The 16,056-nt window shown below is 41.6% G+C and carries 14 protein-coding genes and 1 pseudogene; 6 read left to right on the top strand and 9 right to left on the bottom strand.

The features are described from left to right. Nucleotides 1–25 precede the first annotated feature (25 nt). From cspE to HWQ47_RS05370, 3 genes are all read left to right on the top strand, one after another. Nucleotides 26–238, top strand: a complete 213-nt coding sequence (gene cspE, locus HWQ47_RS05380; RefSeq protein WP_269970155.1) for a transcription antiterminator/RNA stability regulator CspE — start codon at nt 26–28, stop codon at nt 236–238. A 239-nt stretch (nt 239–477) separates the two neighbouring features. Further along, nucleotides 478–684, top strand: a complete 207-nt coding sequence (locus HWQ47_RS05375) for a hypothetical protein (protein ID WP_269970154.1) — start codon at nt 478–480, stop codon at nt 682–684. Nucleotides 685–920: 236 nt separating this feature from the next. After that, nucleotides 921–2,726 (top strand): aryl-sulfate sulfotransferase, encoded by a 1,806-nt coding sequence (locus HWQ47_RS05370; protein WP_269970153.1) that lies wholly within the window; start codon nt 921–923, stop codon nt 2,724–2,726. Nucleotides 2,727–2,912: 186 nt separating this feature from the next. On the opposite strand, the gene HWQ47_RS05365 is transcribed toward HWQ47_RS05370, so the two are convergent. From HWQ47_RS05365 to HWQ47_RS05335, 7 genes and pseudogenes are all read right to left on the bottom strand, one after another. After that, the gene (locus HWQ47_RS05365) at nt 2,913–4,388 is read right to left on the bottom strand and encodes a sulfatase family protein (RefSeq protein ID WP_269970152.1); all 1,476 of its coding nucleotides are present in this window, start codon (nt 4,386–4,388) and stop codon (nt 2,913–2,915) included. Between the two features lie 10 nt (nt 4,389–4,398). Continuing rightward, nucleotides 4,399–4,734, bottom strand: a pseudogene (locus HWQ47_RS05360) (outer membrane protein OmpK); the annotation flags it as partial. 21 nt (nt 4,735–4,755) lie between these two features. Continuing rightward, nucleotides 4,756–5,016 carry a hypothetical protein gene (locus tag HWQ47_RS05355; RefSeq protein WP_269970151.1) on the bottom strand — a complete coding sequence of 87 codons (261 nt, stop codon included), beginning with the start codon at nt 5,014–5,016 and terminating at the stop codon, nt 4,756–4,758. A gap of 5 nt (nt 5,017–5,021) precedes the next feature. Further along, a complete protein-coding gene (locus tag HWQ47_RS05350) occupies nt 5,022–5,168 on the bottom strand; it encodes a hypothetical protein (RefSeq protein ID WP_269970150.1) in 147 nt (48 codons plus the stop codon). Nucleotides 5,169–5,186: 18 nt separating this feature from the next. Next, on the bottom strand, nt 5,187–6,278 hold the full coding sequence (locus tag HWQ47_RS05345; protein WP_269970149.1) for an anaerobic sulfatase maturase: 1,092 nt from the start codon (nt 6,276–6,278) through the stop codon (nt 5,187–5,189). A gap of 510 nt (nt 6,279–6,788) precedes the next feature. Continuing rightward, nucleotides 6,789–9,395 (bottom strand): [protein-PII] uridylyltransferase, encoded by a 2,607-nt coding sequence (gene glnD / locus HWQ47_RS05340; RefSeq protein ID WP_269970148.1) that lies wholly within the window; start codon nt 9,393–9,395, stop codon nt 6,789–6,791. A gap of 272 nt (nt 9,396–9,667) precedes the next feature. Then, nucleotides 9,668–10,753 (bottom strand): DUF3083 family protein, encoded by a 1,086-nt coding sequence (locus HWQ47_RS05335; protein ID WP_269970147.1) that lies wholly within the window; start codon nt 10,751–10,753, stop codon nt 9,668–9,670. Between the two features lie 463 nt (nt 10,754–11,216). On the opposite strand from HWQ47_RS05335, the gene HWQ47_RS05330 reads away from it, so the two are divergent. Then, nucleotides 11,217–12,617 (top strand): NCS2 family permease, encoded by a 1,401-nt coding sequence (locus HWQ47_RS05330; protein WP_269970146.1) that lies wholly within the window; start codon nt 11,217–11,219, stop codon nt 12,615–12,617. Nucleotides 12,618–12,753: 136 nt separating this feature from the next. On the opposite strand, the gene HWQ47_RS05325 is transcribed toward HWQ47_RS05330, so the two are convergent. Continuing rightward, nucleotides 12,754–13,002, bottom strand: a complete 249-nt coding sequence (locus tag HWQ47_RS05325; protein ID WP_269970145.1) for a DUF3297 family protein — start codon at nt 13,000–13,002, stop codon at nt 12,754–12,756. Between the two features lie 119 nt (nt 13,003–13,121). Beyond that, a complete protein-coding gene (locus HWQ47_RS05320; RefSeq protein WP_269970144.1) occupies nt 13,122–14,141 on the bottom strand; it encodes a dihydroorotate oxidase in 1,020 nt (339 codons plus the stop codon). Nucleotides 14,142–14,442: 301 nt separating this feature from the next. Between HWQ47_RS05320 and HWQ47_RS05315 the strand changes: the two genes are divergently transcribed. After that, nucleotides 14,443–14,877, top strand: coding sequence for a dCMP deaminase family protein (locus tag HWQ47_RS05315; protein ID WP_269970143.1), 435 nt, complete (start codon nt 14,443–14,445; stop codon nt 14,875–14,877). A gap of 723 nt (nt 14,878–15,600) precedes the next feature. Further along, nucleotides 15,601–16,038, top strand: a complete 438-nt coding sequence (locus HWQ47_RS05310) for a hypothetical protein (protein WP_269970142.1) — start codon at nt 15,601–15,603, stop codon at nt 16,036–16,038. Nucleotides 16,039–16,056 lie beyond the last annotated feature (18 nt).

The raw sequence follows: 16,056 nt of genomic DNA, 5'->3' as shown, positions 1-16,056 counted from the left end.
TGAATTTAATTATAAGGGACACATCATGTCTAATTCAACAACTGGTATCGTAAAATGGTTTAACGAAGATAAAGGTTTTGGTTTCATTACTCAAGACAATGGCGGCGCTGACGTGTTCGTTCACTTCCGTTCAATTGCTTCTGAAGGTTTCAAGACTTTAGCAGAAGGCCAAAAAGTATCTTTCGAAGTAGAGCAGGGTCAAAAAGGCCCTCAAGCAGCTAACGTAGTTGCTATCTAACTTTGTAAGTTGACGTAAATGGTTTAATGACCATTTACGTCATTTTTAATCGTCATTTATACCGTATCTGCGAAAATATTAACATTTCAATCATCTGCTTTTTGTATATGTCGTTACGTTTCTCATTCACTTCGTTATATCCCTATAAATAAACATTAATACTCAATACACCCAAACCACTACAATATGCAGGATTCAATAATCAAACTGCGTAAACTCTCAACACTGAAAGGTAATAAATGAAAATAAATTTTAATATTTTTGAAGGCAACATCTCTTGGAATGCGTTAATCCACCAGCTAAATGGTGATGTGCTATTACGTCATGTATCAATGAAAGGTAATCTAGATAGCAGGAATATCGATTTTTCCTATTGTGACGAAACTTGCCAAGGTAAAATCTTGAACAATGAAAATCAGCTTATCGGTAACTTCTTTGTCTCCTGATGATTTAATCATGGTTGCCACTGTTTATATCAAATAATTGTATAAGTTTTTTGCTCGTAGCAGCGAAGACCTTATCTCGTGTTAAAAGTTTCATCCACAACACACTAAATACCTAAATCGTGACCTCTCTGTCAAACTCGAAATATACTCACCACAGTGTTAATTAACGGACATTTTTATTGTTCTTTTAAGATTATACTTTGTCTTTATTTCTATTTCCCGAGAATGGGTGTTCAATGTCTAAACCCTCTTTAATGTTATCGGCTTTAGCCCTGTCACTGAGCTTGTTCAGCACACACCTTCTAGCCTCTGTTGAGGGAATGAAACCTACTCCTGTTGCTGGCGAACCACTGGGTTATATCATTCATAACCCCTATGAAAATGCTCCGCTCACCGCACTGGTCACCTTGGCGGGTCATACCATCTCTGCGGTTGAAGTGACAGTTCATGCCAAAGATGAAGACAGCGTTAGCCTAACTTATCACGTCGATGATATGCGCATTATGGATGAAGGTGGAGTCCCCATTTTCGGTCTATATCCAGCTTTGATGAATCGTTTTACCATTAAATGGACGGAAAGTGGTGAGCAAAAATCTTTCGATTACAAGATGCTCACGCCAGATATTGACCTAGGCTTTTCACAAAGCCAGTGGGCTAAAGCACCATTGGTCGAGGTTGAGCATATAGATGCTGACTTTAAAGACAGATTGTATTTTGTGAACTGGACCAACCCAGATGGGAAAACATCGCCGTTAATGCACAATAATGTTCAGGCTCCCGGCGCCTTTTCTTGGGATGGTAAACCCGGCTTTATCATTATTGATACTGCTGGGGATATTCGCTGGTATATGAACCCTTACACCACCCATGACTCAAAAAGTTTTGATACCGCGGGTTATGCCATGGGCATGAATGTAACTCAAGATGGCAACATGGTGTGGGTACAAGGTCAAGGCTGGAAAAAGATGTCCATTATGGGACGAATGATCTCAGAGCATAATCTCCCCGGTAATTTTATCGATGCCTCCCATGAGGGAATTGAGGCGGCCAACGGTAATGTGTTTATTCGTGCGGCAGCCAAAGATTATCGCACTGCTGATGACCGTTTGGTCAATACCATTCGCGACCAAATTATTGAAGTGGACAACACCGGCAAACTCGTCGATTACTGGGATTTAAATACCATTTTAGATCCGATGCGCGACGCAGCGTTACTGTCTCTTGATGCGGGAGCTGTGTGCCTCAATATCAACATTAACGATGCTGGCCACCAAACCACCGCCGAGGATTTAGCCAAGGCCCCCTATGGTGACATTCATGGTGTGGCAACGGGACGCAACTGGGTGCATGTGAACTCGATTGAGTACGATCCCCTTGATGACAGTATTATTATCAGCTCGCGTCATCAATCGGCGGTGATTAAAATTGGTCGAGATAAACAGGTTAAGTGGATTTTAAGTGCCAGCAAAGGCTGGAGTGAGCGATTCCAAGATAAACTGTTAAAGCCGATTAATGACCAAGGTAAACCTATTTGGTGTGATGAAAAAGGCGCTTGCCAGGATAGAGATTTTGACTTTAGCTGGACGTCACACACCGCTTACTTAGTGCCAGAAAAAGGCACATTAACCGTATTCGATAATGGTGATGGACGTCATTTAAGCCAACCTATGTTTGCTACCGAAAAATACTCCCGTGCGGTCGAATATAAAATCGATGAGCTAAACATGACAGTGCAGCAGATTTGGCAGTACGGTAAAGATGAACTGGGCTACGCAGGTTACTCGCCGGTCACCTCTATCGTTAAATACCAAGCCGATAAAGACAGCATGATGAGTTACTTCGCTTCTGCGGGCTTATTTGGTTTAGGCGGAGGTTACGGCAACATGAAAGTGGATGACACTACAGGCAAGGTACAGTCTATCTTGGTGGAACACCGTTACGGTGAAACTAAACCAGCGGTCAGAATTAACATCAATAGCCATGATATGTTTGCAACAGGCTATCGTGCACAAGTGATCCGCATCAATGAGATGCTGAAATAATCATGCTGATGGGTATATGCTTTAGTCTGTTTATACCTAAATAAAATTTGCTCCATTCAACAATAATGCCAGTAAGCAAAGCTTACTGGCATTATTGATCTCTACAATATCATGCGCTGGTTACCCAAAAGACGGTAATAACAACAATATTTCAGACCTAGCTTAACTCATGTTAAGCCTTGATTATTACTTGCCTTTATTAAGGATATTATCGTTCTCGATATCCTTACGGTAAGCTTTGTACGCCGTGGTTAACTGCTCAATTTTAGCCTTGTATTCAGGCTTATTGAGTAGGTTAAACACTTCATATCTGTCTTGAGCGATATTGAACATGTACTTGTTATTGCCTTGACGATCAATAATCAATTTGAAATCACCGATACGAATAGCATATTCATTGATGGCATCATCTTGATATGGCATATCAATGGTCCAGATCATCGGCTTAGACCGTTCAACGCTTTGGCCGTTAAATGTGCTTACAAATGATACACCATCGATTGTACGGTCAGTTGGCATAGTAAAACCAACTAGCTCTGATAGTGTTGGCACGATATCTAGACCATAAATTGGCTCATCAGAAACAGTGTCAGCTTTAACGTGGCCATGGTACTTCATGATCATCGGAACGCGGATACCGCCTTCAAACAAGTTATCTTTACGGCCACGTAGCCCGCCAGTTTCGCCAGCCATGTTCAGCTCGTATGGCTTTCTCGCTTCACGAGTAACAGGACCATTGTCAGATGAGAACAAAATAATGGTATTTTCATACTCACCCATGGCTTTTAGCTTGTCGATAACGCGACCCAGCTGAGCATCCATATAAGTGATGTTGGCAAAGTACTCACCTTGACCACGGTAAGGTTGGTTTATCCAATCCCAATGGTATAAATCTGGGTTTTGTTTTGCAAAATCAGTCAGGTAGTCACCGTACATATCCAAGTACTTCTGTGGAGAAGCAATAGGCGTGTGAACCTCTGAAAATGGCACGTAGAGGAAAAAAGGTTTATCACCGCCTTGATCGTCTAACCAGCCAATGGCTTCATTGGCGACTAAGTCGGCGCTGAATTGATCCGTTTCACCCACAGGCACACCATTACGCCAGAAGTTATCAACGTGGATCTTACCGTGACGCAGACTGCCATCGGCATTTTTAGTTTCAGTCTTGGCATTTTTAGCCCAACCACCAGGAATGATAAAGGTGTGATCGAAGCCTAGATCGCTTGCCTGTGGATGATCTTTCATGTGCGCGCCACCGTTTAGGTGCAACTTACCAGTGATGGCAGTATCGTAGCCTTCATCTTTAAGCATGTGCGCGATAGTGATCTCTTCTTTACCAATATGAACGTTTTGTCCATCGGGGATCCATGAACGAATGCCTGTACGGTATGGAGTACGACCCGTCAGCATACCTGCACGGGATGGCGAGCACAGTGGTGCGGGGGAATAGTACTGAGTAAACTTAATACCTTCAGAAGCCAACTTGTCGATGTTGGGGGTCTTAACAATATTGTGACCATAAGTTGCTAAGTCACCATAGCCTAAGTCATCAACGTAGAAAATAACCACGTTAGGCTTTTCTGTCGCTGCAGTTTGAGCTGCCATAACATTGGTACTTAGAGAAGCTAGAACAATGGCACTAGCAAGTAGAGATTTTTTCACTGTTTTTTCCTTAGAATTTGTAGCCAGCCATAAAGATTATTTGGTCACCATAACCTTCTACAGCAAGCTTGTTATAGAAGTAACGATAAGTCACATCGACGACAAAATACTGGCTAGGTTTGTACGATAACGTCACTCCGCCATTGATGCCGAAATCACCGTGCTGCTGTTCTGCATAAGCATCGTTACGGGCAATTTCGAATTCGTTCCAGTTGGAGAGAGTGAACTGAGGGCTAAGATGGTAAGCACCAACCCATCCCACCATGACACCGTTCATACCATTAGAGGTTTCGCCAGTAATGGTCGACTTAGCATCGCCAGACATAATATGAGCACCAACAAATGGCTTAAAGAAGCCAGCTTTTGATTAATATCCTAGGTAACCCATACCTAAAATGGTGCTGACATCATCTGCGAACTGAGGATTATTCTCATACTGAGCGTAAAACTTACCAAAAGCGGTAAAATTGCTATCTAACAAACGGATATGAGTATTGGCGGTGAACACCTGATTGCGAGTGTCATCTGGATGATCGAAACGGTTGTATTCCATAAAACCGTAGTATTCATATCCCTTATAGATCGCACCATAATCAGCGAACACTTTAAGTAGATCCCCGCGGCCCACATCTTCTAGCCCATATCCCAGTTGGCATAACCTACTTTTATAGAGCCATAGTCAAAGATAAAGTTATTGTCTTGACCAGCAATGGCTGAGCCAGAACCTGCCAGAGATAGCGATAGTGCAAGCACTAACTTTTTAATATTATTATTGCGCATGTTAAGTGAAGGCCTTGATTACAGTAGGTTGTTAATAATTATTTTCACGGGCTCTTTGGTGTGCTTAAAGAGCATCTTGTAAGAGGGGCATAAATAATTACTCCCACCTAACATGGAATGCTTTGGACAGCCACCATGGCACAAAGACAGATATTCACAGCGTTGGCACTCTTTGGTGATACTGCGCAATGCTTGAAATTGTTGATGCTTGTCTGACTCGATCATGTCGGTGAAACCTTGGGATTCAATATTGCCGATGCGAAATTGGTCAGTGACAAAATGATCACAAGAGTAAACATCGCCATTAGATTCAATAACCAGTGGTGATCCACATTGCTGACTATGAAAACAGATAAGTGGGTGCTTATTCACATAACTTGAAAGAATGCTCTCAAAGTTCATAATAAAGGTATAATTAATATCTGCTTTGGCCCACTCATTAAAAACATCAACTAAGAAAGTACCAAATCCTTTTTGTGGCACAGTAAACGGTGCCATTTTCTTTTTCTTATCGAATACGACAATCGGAATAAACTGCATAAACCGAACGCCCATCTGTTTTAAATTACTGTAAACCGTTTTACCTTTATTCCAATTACTACTATTAATAGTGCACAGTGCGTTATATTCAATTTCAAACTCGTTTAACAAACCGATGGCTTGTTTTACGCGCTCATAAGTTGGTGCACCATTAATTGATATTCGATATTTATCGTGAGCCGTCTGCGTGCCATCAATGGAGATACCGACGAGGAAGTGATGTTCTTTTAAAAATGTCATCCACTGTCGGTTTAGTGCAATACCATTCGTTTGAAGTGAGTTGGTGATCGTTTTACCGTCAGCAAACTCTTGTTGGAATTTTACTGCTTTTTGAAAAAAGTCCAGCCCAGCTAATGTCGGCTCACCACCCTGCCATACAAAGCTGACCGTTGGCGTATTTGATTGTTCGATGTACTTCTGAGTGAAATCACGCAGAACGTCATCCGTCATCAAATTTGTTGGCAGGTGATTTAATTGCTCTGCAGTACCTAAATAGAAACAATAAGAACATTTTAAATTGCACTTATCACTTACAGGCTTAGCCATTACGGTAAATATATCGCTTTTCATTTAAGACTGATCTTAATCAACCAAATTTCGGGCGGATACTACCTGAGGTATATAACAATGTCTTTGAGTTGATATGTAATTTAAATGTGCACGTAATATAGTAAGAAGTCGTCTTTATCACTGAAGCTTTAACGTCAAACTAAGCTCGTTAACTTTTCAACAGCGATTTCTCGACATACTACTCACAAGCCAAGTGATGGCAAGTATCAGCAAACGCTTGCTTGTTTTTTTTCCCTGTTGAGTATGATATTTCCAGTGAGTTATTGACTCTGTTTTAGTTGAACGATTGTGCTTGTTTGTTGCGGAGTGGTTTGTCTTGAAAATAAAACACTGTTTATATTAATTAGAGCAAATAGATATGACTGTGAGCATTCACCTCTGGGCAACGAACCATAAATAACGCATCCATCCGAGCTGATGACCGATGCAGACATTGCTTAACCAGAAGAGCGAGGCATTGATGACGAAGTTATCGGTTGCCTGATAACCTCGTCCTCCCTCTTATCGAAATCAAATAGAGGGCTGCTCTTTAATGAAATCGACAAAAAAGGATTTTAGCGCTTGCTTACTCTCATCGTCCAATGACTGACCACCTTTATCAGAGACCAGAAATACATTATCAACCTGCTCACCCACTGTGGTTATCTTTGCAGAGTGAATATTAAGTTCAAGCAGTCTAAACCCGTTACAAAAGTGACTCATAAATTGTGGGTTATCAAGTGCCGTTACACTAATAAGCGTTCTATCTTTTTTACGAGAATGCAGAAACTCGACTTTTGGCTCGCTGGCGAATGAGCTAATGTTGTTATTAAGACGTTGTTTAGGCAGTTTTTTATTTTCAAACAATACTTCTTTAAGCTTTTGCTTGATACGGTCACGACGACCAGAAGTTCTTATTGGATGATTATCATAATCCAGTATTTTTAAAGACTCCACCACATAACCATCTTTCGTCTTGGAAATATTAGCTTGCTGAACTGAGATTTGCAGTGAAGCTAGAGTATTAAATAGCGTCACAAACAGACCAGGTTTATCCTTTATATAGACGAATAGATCACTGAAGCCCTTGGTACTGCTTTCATCTAGCAAAATAAGTGCTTGTTCAGTGGGATATTGTGTCATCGCTGTTGAATAACGCGCTATTTCACTGGGTTGAGCATTACTAAAAAATGATAAAGGTAAGCGTTTCCAAAGCTGTTTAGTGACCTCAGGAGTAGCATTTTCTCCCATCAACTCTAACGCTTCATTTTTATGTTCGCGGACAATCGCTCTCTGCTCTAGGACGTTTTCTAGACCATTACGCAATGCGAAACTTATCGACATATAGAGGTCTCGGAGTAACGTTGCCTTCCAGTTGGTCCATAAATCATCATTTGTTGCCCTAATGTCGGCAACCGTCAAACAGTACAGAGCGTCAAGCCTGGCTTTAGTCCCGATGGTTTTAGCGAGATTATTCACTTCCGATGGATCATAGATATCTAATCGCTGAGTAGACAAAGATAACAATAGATGGTTTTTAACTAACCAGGCTATCACCTTAGCTTGCGACGGTTTTAGCTCATGAAACTTAGCAAATTGCAGTGCATCAACGGCGCCCAATTCACTGTGGTCACCACCTCGTCCCTTACCTAGATCATGGAACAAGCCAGCAAGCAATAAGACCTCTTTATTCTCTATTGCTTTGTAAACAGCGCAAGGGTGTGTAAGAGATGGCGTATCAGTTTTATCATTGAGGGAAAATAAATATTTGAGTAACTTATGAGTATGCTCATCAACGGGGTAAACATGATATAAATCGAACTGCATCTGACCCACAATTTCGCGCCATTGGGGGAGATACGACGCTAATATCCCATGTCGATGCATCAGTGTTAACGCGAGTCCCATGCCTTGAGGGTGACGAAATAGGGAGATGAACTCTTTACGGCAGCGATGAAAATCTTGCAGATCACCAAGCAGTCTTCGTCTAACTTGACGGATTAACCGAATCGTTTGCGGCGTAATACCATCGATATCATTCGCGTTTTCTGCAATATGGATAAAAAGCGCAATAAGCTGCTTGCGATCAATAAAGACATCATCGTGACGCGCATTGATAAGTCGACCATTTATTTCGAAATGTTGATTTAACGGCGTCGATTTATTGTCTGTTTGTTCGAGGATTTCATCTTTGAAATACTGCAATAGCATTTGATTTAGTTCACTAATCCGCCGCATTGCACGGTATAACTGACGCATCATCTTTTCAATAGCAAGGTGACTGTTATCTCCAAAGCCCATCAATCGTGCAACGTCACTTTGCAAAGCAATAAGTAGTCGGTTTTCAGAGCGATCTGCTGCTAGGTGTAATGCCCAGCGCACACGCCAAATAAAATGCTGTGACTCTAACAGCTCTGCATACTCGTCAGCGGTAAAGAAGCCAAATCGCCTTAAGGCGGCCATATCCTCTGCAGCAAAATATTTACGGGTTACCCAAATCAAGGTTTGAATATCCCGCATACCACCAGGACTATTTTTGAGGTTGGGCTCTAAGCTAAAAGCACTGCCTTGCGCCTTTTGGTGACGCTCATCTTGCTCACTTACTTTCGCTTTAAAGAAGGCTTCACTGCTCCATAGAGTATCCCCATAGAGCCGGTCTAAGACCTCTTTTGCGTGGGAGTCAGGCCCGGTTAAATGACGAATTTCAAAGAGAGTTGTCGCAATAGTGATGTCTTCTTTACACGCTTTATCAATTTCATGCAGTCCTAAAACACTGTGACCGAGTTCTAGACCTAAATCCCATAACTGGGTGAAGAACAGACCAATTTGAGAGGCTTGATGAGGAGTCAGTTCTTGGGAGAATAAAACACAAATATCAATATCAGAATGCAGGTGTAATGTTTGACGACCATAACCACCTACGGCATTGAGAGAGATGTTTTCAGTAGCGAGATCAGCGCATTTCCAGAGGTGGACAAGTAAAGCATCAAAAAAATCGGCGCGTAGTTTGACTATCTCGTCTATGGCAACGTGGGTAAAGTTTTCATTAAGGTAGTTGTCAGCATCTTGGATTACTTTTTTATAATCAGTAATACCCATTTTTGAATTAAATTGAGGTGATATATCAAATCCTGACATGTTTCTCCTGTGGTTATTTGCATTAGGTATAACTAAAGTTTATTAATGAATCAAACCGTTATGCAATGGGCTTTGTATAGTAAATAGGGTAAATCATCTAATAAAAAATTACAAACCCACAACACTCTCATCATATTTTTAACGGTGCCAGCCTGCTATTCATGTGGCACCGTTAAACTTATTCACCTCAGCATCACCGCCGCAATCCAACTATGATAACGCTTTAAAGCCTGTCAATGATTGTAGCTAACCATGTTATTTACCGATTAATATTAGGTCATTAACTCTTCAGGCACTTGATAACTAATATGTTGATGGAAACGCAAAATGAGATCGTCACGTGATCTATCTAACGCGAGTTCTGACGCCAAGCTCCTTAGGGCATCTTCAACTCGATTCAAATAACGACCCAGACCAGCCCCTCTACAATCTTCGACTCCAGCCGCGATAGTAAAACTCACCATTTCAACTAGGTGCTTACCATCCCAATGACCAATAAACTGTTGTTCTTCTATATTGGGATCGAAACCGAGCATTTGTACTTCATTGGTGCCATCAACTTGATCGTACTTACTGTTGCGTACAAGTGGCGTTAGCCCATTAGCAACCATGGCAATCTGCTTAAGTTGTTTGGCTGATGTGGCTTGAATAAATGCATCCTCTAGCTTTTGATACAGTGGCGTATAGTCACTTGCACCTTCTGGCAAAAAAGCCTGTTTAAGCTTACGGCTTAACGGGAGTTTTACCGTGACATAGCATAATGAGCCGTGCTCTGTAGGGAGTGGACAGAGTCTAGCTTCATATCTGTCACTGATTGAACGTAGCTTATATCCATAACTCTCTTTATTGCCTTTAGCTTTGGCAAACAGGTCATAGGAAAGATGTTGATGATCGCGGATTTTGATGATGAGATTTGTTTCTGGCAATTGCGGCATTAACTTCGCAAGGAAAGACTGCACTTTTATATGAAAACTCGCTGAGTTACTGCGAATGTCTTCACCCGTTGCTAAAAATACAATTCGTATTTTGCGGGCTCGGTAATCATCTCGGCTATGAAGGGTTTGCGCTTCATGATACTCAGGATTATAAAAAAAGATGATCTGTTCTGCAGTTGGGAAGCAATATGCCTCGGTATGGAAACGTACTACCGGGAGTTTATCGTTAGTGATCACATGTAAGTTATATAACTCTGCTTGATCCGCAAGATTAAAGATGATTCGGCTAAGCGTCTGATAACACGTGTTGTGATCGGGATAATGAGCCAACAAAGCATCGGTTACTTTGATCTCTGCAGTTATGTATTGATTACTTCGAACACCTTTGGGTATGTACACTTTTTGCTGATGGCTAAGGGACATAAATACTCCTTGTAATAAGTTAACCATGTGTATCTTAGCGTGGATTATAACGATAAATTGTGACAGAAATGCTGCGGTAGAACACACTTTCATCTACGCAGCTTTATACACAATTACTTATCTTAGATTTGCGTAACATAATACAGCTCAAATATGATTTATTTCTTAAAATCAATCTGAAAAAAATCAAAGTCGTAATAAATAACTCTGAGAAATGTGAACTTAATCACTTAAGCTTCTGGGGGTTCGTACCATACAATATTACCCTCTAGTAAATTAATATCAGAATATCGTTATTGCCGAAAATATCCTTTTTGGGCGATGTAAGAGTGCGCCATTTATACCCATACCTAAAACAAGCTCGAAGTGTGAAATTCAACATATCGAGAAGTGGCTTAGGGATAACTTTGCGCCTATTGGTTAGGATGCAAAACCGCTCAATACATATGGAAACAAGCTATTAATGAGTACCCCAAGCAATAAATCGCACCTTCATGTCAGCGAAAATGTCGACGAAAATATTACAGCCAAAAATAAAGAAGCACAGACGTCGAATCAGCATGGATTTTATGAACGATTTTTTAAACTATCAGCCCATAACACCACTTTCTCAACGGAAATCATCGCAGGTATTACAACCTTCATGACCATGGTGTATATCGTATTTGTTAATCCACAAATCCTCTCCGCTGCGGGAATGGATCCCAGTGCGGTCTTTGTGGTGACCTGTATGATCAGTGCTATCGGCTGTATTGGTATGGGCTTAATCGCTAACTTACCTATCGCCCTCGCGCCTGCGATGGGACTCAATGCCTTTTTTGCTTTCTCTGTGGTGGTCGGAATGGGGATCAGTTGGCAAACGGGCATGGGCACCATTTTCTGGGGGGCTGTCTGTTTCACTATCGTTTCTGTATTAGGCATACGATCGTGGATCTTAACCAATATCCCTAAGTGTCTGCGTGTGGGTATTCCCAGTGGTATCGGTCTGCTCATTGCTTTCGTCGGTTTTAGCAATGCTGGATTTGTGGTTGCGAGTCCTGCAACCATGGTTACCGTGGGTGATTTAAGCTCACTGCAATGTGTTTTAGGCGCATTGGGCTTCTTTATAATAGTGATCCTCGCCTCACGAGGCATTCATGCTGCCGTGCTTATATCGATTGCCATCATAACCACCATTGCGGCTTTGATGGGGGATATCGAGTACACAGGTGTGGTTTCTATGCCACCAAGCATCGCCAATACTTTTGGCCAACTCGATCTGGTGAGTTCATTAGACGTGGCACTGATGGGGATCATCTTCTCCTTTGCTTTGGTCAGTTTGTTTGACAGCTCAGGCACCATGATAGGCGTCACCGAAAAATGTGGTTTTACCGATAAACGTGGCCGCTTTCCTCGAATGAAACAAGCCTTAATGACCGACTCAGTGACATCTGTTGCGGGTGCGTATATGGGCACCTCAACCGTGACCGCATATATTGAAAGTTCGGCAGGTGTGGCTGCCGGTGGACGCACAGGACTAACAGCTATCGTTGTAGGCCTGCTGTTCATTCTAGTGATGTTCTTCTCACCATTAGCTGCGATGGTTCCAGGTTATGCGGTTGCAGGCGCCTTGATATACGTCGGTATTTTAATGTCATCAGAGTTGGCTAAAATTGATTGGGACGATCTAACTGAATCAGCGCCCGCCTTTATTACCGCCATAATGATGCCGTTTACCTTTTCTATCACCGAAGGGGTCGCAGCGGGTTTTATCACTTACTGCGTCTTGAAAGCGGGCACCAATCGTTGGCGTGAAATTCACCCTGGTGTTGCGATTGTGGCACTGCTATTTATCTTTAAATTTGTCTTTGTTGATACTCATTAATCCGTGAACTAATGAGCTGTATAGTAGAAAAAAAGGCTCAGAGCGTAACCGCTCTGAGCCTTTTTTTACCTATTGATCCTGTGGATCCACGGCCTCTATATGGCCGCCAATAACAGAGCAATAGTGTTAATTCATCTTAACGATAAAATACTTCAACAGTTCCTTTTACCGTCATCATAAGCGGTTGCCCACGACGGTCTAAGGCCTTATGCGACGGGGCTTTTACCCAACCTTCACTGATGCAATATTCTTCAACATCAAAACGCTCTTTGCCGTTAAGCAAAATACCTATCTCGTGCTCGAAAATTTCTGCCACATGATGTGGGCTACGTGGATTGACGGAAAGGCGATCCGGTAAGGCTGGTAGCAATGTAGTGTCGTTCATGGTCTGGCCAAATGGTAATGAAAAAATAGTGCGCTATTGTAGTCAATACAAGCCACCTGCTCAAGAGAAGCCGTAATAAATGTGAGTACACTCCACAGTCTCTAGACAATAGCGAAACATTAAAGCATTTTAAGCTTGCCTTTAACGTCGGCAATATTGTGGTAACCCTTTCTCGCCATGATCTCTATTAGTTCATCGTTGATGCGGCTGAAACAGCCAACGCCCTCTTTTTCAAAACAGGTGGCAATTTGCACAGCTGAAGCACCTGCTAGTAAGTACTCAAATGCATCTGTGCCGGTTTTTATCCCGCCAACGCCTATCACATCAATATTGTCAGGCAGTAACTGTCTGAATGCTCTGACGTTCGCCAAGCCTATGGGCTTAATGTAATCACCACAGAGTCCACCAAACCCGCCTTTCGGCTTGATGATGGCACATTCTGTTTCGGGATCGATAACTAATGTGTTGCCGACAGAGTTGATACAGGTGATAAATTTAACCGGGAACTGCTTAATGATATTGGCCATGGCTGTAAAGTGTGAGAAGTCAAAATAGGGCGGTAACTTGAGACCCAAAGGCTTATCGCCTAACTGACACAGGACACGCAACGCCTGCTCTGTTTGCTCAAAATCGTAACCAAGCTGCGCCTTACCCGCTATGTTAGGACAGGAGAAGTTCACTTCAATCAAGTCAGCATCACTTTGCTGAAAAGCGCTAACCATAATCTGGTTCTCTGCGATGCTAAAACCTGAAATACTGACGACAATGGGTTTGTTGGCACTTTTTAGCCTAGGCAACATATCAAGATATGCCTGATACCCAAGGTTAGGCAGCCCCATCGATTGCACTGCTCCCAATGGCAGAGCTTGATATCTTGGCTCAGCGTTGCCTTCACGAGCCAGCAAGGTACAAGACTTGGTCATGATGGCAGCTGAGTCACATTGAGCAAGCTCATTTAGTTCAATTTCACTTGTACAGCGGGGACCAGATGCATTAAACAGGTAACTCTTCAGGGGGATTTTCGCAATGCTAGTGCCGAGATCTACGGTTTTTTGCGTTGTTATTTTACCAGGATTATCATTGATTTCATTATCAAATTTATTATTAATGTCATCAAGAATGTTAGCGTGTTCAAACATGAAAAGGCTCCGTTAATTGAGGTACAAACGGAAAGGGAATTTAGTCTTGTAGACTATTAATTACATTGATCTTAAACAAGAATATTCACCTTCAACTTATCACAGCAAGATAAATTCATTTTATGTCGTGTAACGCATCATGTAACCATAGGTAACAGCCTAAGCTCGCAATAAGTGACACCATTAATTTGATTCTAATTAAAGTAAGTTGGCTTGAGGTTGATTTATCACTATTCTCAATAGAAAATAGTACCTAGTGAGAATATATTATTCAGTAACATAGCATAGGAGCTGCGATAAAATGATGACAAAATGGGCGACACGTTTTCTACAGATGGCAGAACTCGTAGCATCTTGGAGTAAAGATCCCTCCACACAAGTGGGGGCGGTGATCACCGAAGACAACCGTATAGTATCTTTAGGTTACAACGGCTACCCTCACGGGATCTCCGATAGTGCCGAAACCGATAACCGTGAGATGAAACTTCTCAAAACCCTCCATGCAGAGGAGAACGCCATCCTTTATGCTAAGCGCGATCTTAGCGGCTGCGAGATCTGGGTTACCCACTTCCCCTGCCCTAACTGTGCAGCCAAGATTATCCAAACAGGCTTGAGCACTGTTCATAGCCCACAACCAAGCGAAGACTTCCTGTCACGCTGGGGAGATAAGATTAAAATCAGCCAAGATATGTTCGACCAATCCGGCGTCAAAGTCGACTGGATGCAGCTCGAATAGCGAAGTCGAGCTAAGAACTAGTTGTTGAGACAGAGTAAGTTAGCTAACATTAGCTTACTCTGCGCTCACTTCCATCCCCATAGACTTAAGCATAATAAAAGCACTGTACACTTCACTTAGAAATATATTAACAACATCTAAAAAATTCTTTATTTAATTGATTAATTAATTAATTAGCTCTAATTTATTAAAGGCAAGAATTGTAGACATATCACTACTCAACCAAATACTAACCAATCTATACATTAAACTAACATCAAAACTTAAAAACAACCTCAAACAAGCTTAACTTAACATAAATCAAAACTTAACCATTTTAACCTTAGCATCAAATAAGCACTTACATAAAACAGTTAACCTTTAAAAACATAAAGTTACGACCACACCTCGTTATTTACGATGTATAAAGAAACTATATCCGAATTTACACTAACTAGTCATTTACTCTTAACTGTCAAGGTCAAAGAATGACTATTCCTAACAATAAAAGATGAGTTATATGTAGGGATAAATAATTAACCGAATAGCATGCATCTTCTATAAGCAGGCAATAACCAGCCATATAGACAGATAAAAAGCTGACAGAGTAAACACTTGAATACTCTAAAGCACATCAGTGTCGACGTTAGCGATTAAGACATTAACTTGTCAATAATATAACTAATTCTGCTTGCGATGCATTTATGACACTCGAATAAGTCAACATATAAACAAGGAGTTTAAATGAAGAGCAGCCAATTATTAATATCATTGACATTGACATTAACTTTACCCTTTTCGGTATTTGCAGGTTCAACGGTTCCTACAAATGAGGAGCGAGCGGTACTTGAATCTTGTATGTCACTTAAGAGTGCCCCTGAAAAGCGCTCTACAAACTCCTGTGTTTACTATATTCAGGGATTTCTGGCGGGTTCCCTAACCACAAAATCAAATTATATGTTGCATGAAACATCGGGAGCATTTCTTGATAGAGCCTATCAAACACGAGTTGGGAAACGAACATCAAAGGAGCAACCGATCCAATTGTGCCTGCCTAGGGATGAAAATGTTAAGCACTTAGCAGAGCGCCTCGTTGGACATTTGACATATCCAATCGAATCGATGCAGTTACTACACACTCAAATTTTCGATGCACTCGCAGTGGAATCTTCATGTTCATAAATCACTGTAAACCATAGA

The sequence above is a fragment of the Shewanella sp. MTB7 genome, assembly GCF_027571385.1.
Taxonomy (GTDB): Bacteria; Pseudomonadota; Gammaproteobacteria; order Enterobacterales; family Shewanellaceae; genus Shewanella.
Note: the sequence above shows the minus strand (reverse complement) of the source record. Positions and strands in the feature narration are given on the sequence as shown.

Bases quoted from the DNA above. Each gene is read 5' to 3' on its own strand.
- cspE (WP_269970155.1), top strand. From the start codon at position 26: ATGTCTAATTCAACAACTGGTATCGTAAAATGGTTTAACGAAGATAAA.
- HWQ47_RS05375 (WP_269970154.1), top strand. From the start codon at position 478: ATGAAAATAAATTTTAATATTTTTGAAGGCAACATCTCTTGGAATGCG.
- HWQ47_RS05370 (WP_269970153.1), top strand. From the start codon at position 921: ATGTCTAAACCCTCTTTAATGTTATCGGCTTTAGCCCTGTCACTGAGC.
- HWQ47_RS05350 (WP_269970150.1), bottom strand. From the start codon at position 5,168: ATGCGCAATAATAATATTAAAAAGTTAGTGCTTGCACTATCGCTATCT.
- HWQ47_RS05345 (WP_269970149.1), bottom strand. From the start codon at position 6,278: ATGAAAAGCGATATATTTACCGTAATGGCTAAGCCTGTAAGTGATAAG.
- glnD (WP_269970148.1), bottom strand. From the start codon at position 9,395: ATGTCAGGATTTGATATATCACCTCAATTTAATTCAAAAATGGGTATT.
- HWQ47_RS05335 (WP_269970147.1), bottom strand. From the start codon at position 10,753: ATGTCCCTTAGCCATCAGCAAAAAGTGTACATACCCAAAGGTGTTCGA.
- HWQ47_RS05330 (WP_269970146.1), top strand. From the start codon at position 11,217: ATGAGTACCCCAAGCAATAAATCGCACCTTCATGTCAGCGAAAATGTC.
- HWQ47_RS05325 (WP_269970145.1), bottom strand. From the start codon at position 13,002: ATGAACGACACTACATTGCTACCAGCCTTACCGGATCGCCTTTCCGTC.
- HWQ47_RS05320 (WP_269970144.1), bottom strand. From the start codon at position 14,141: ATGTTTGAACACGCTAACATTCTTGATGACATTAATAATAAATTTGAT.
- HWQ47_RS05315 (WP_269970143.1), top strand. From the start codon at position 14,443: ATGATGACAAAATGGGCGACACGTTTTCTACAGATGGCAGAACTCGTA.
- HWQ47_RS05310 (WP_269970142.1), top strand. From the start codon at position 15,601: ATGAAGAGCAGCCAATTATTAATATCATTGACATTGACATTAACTTTA.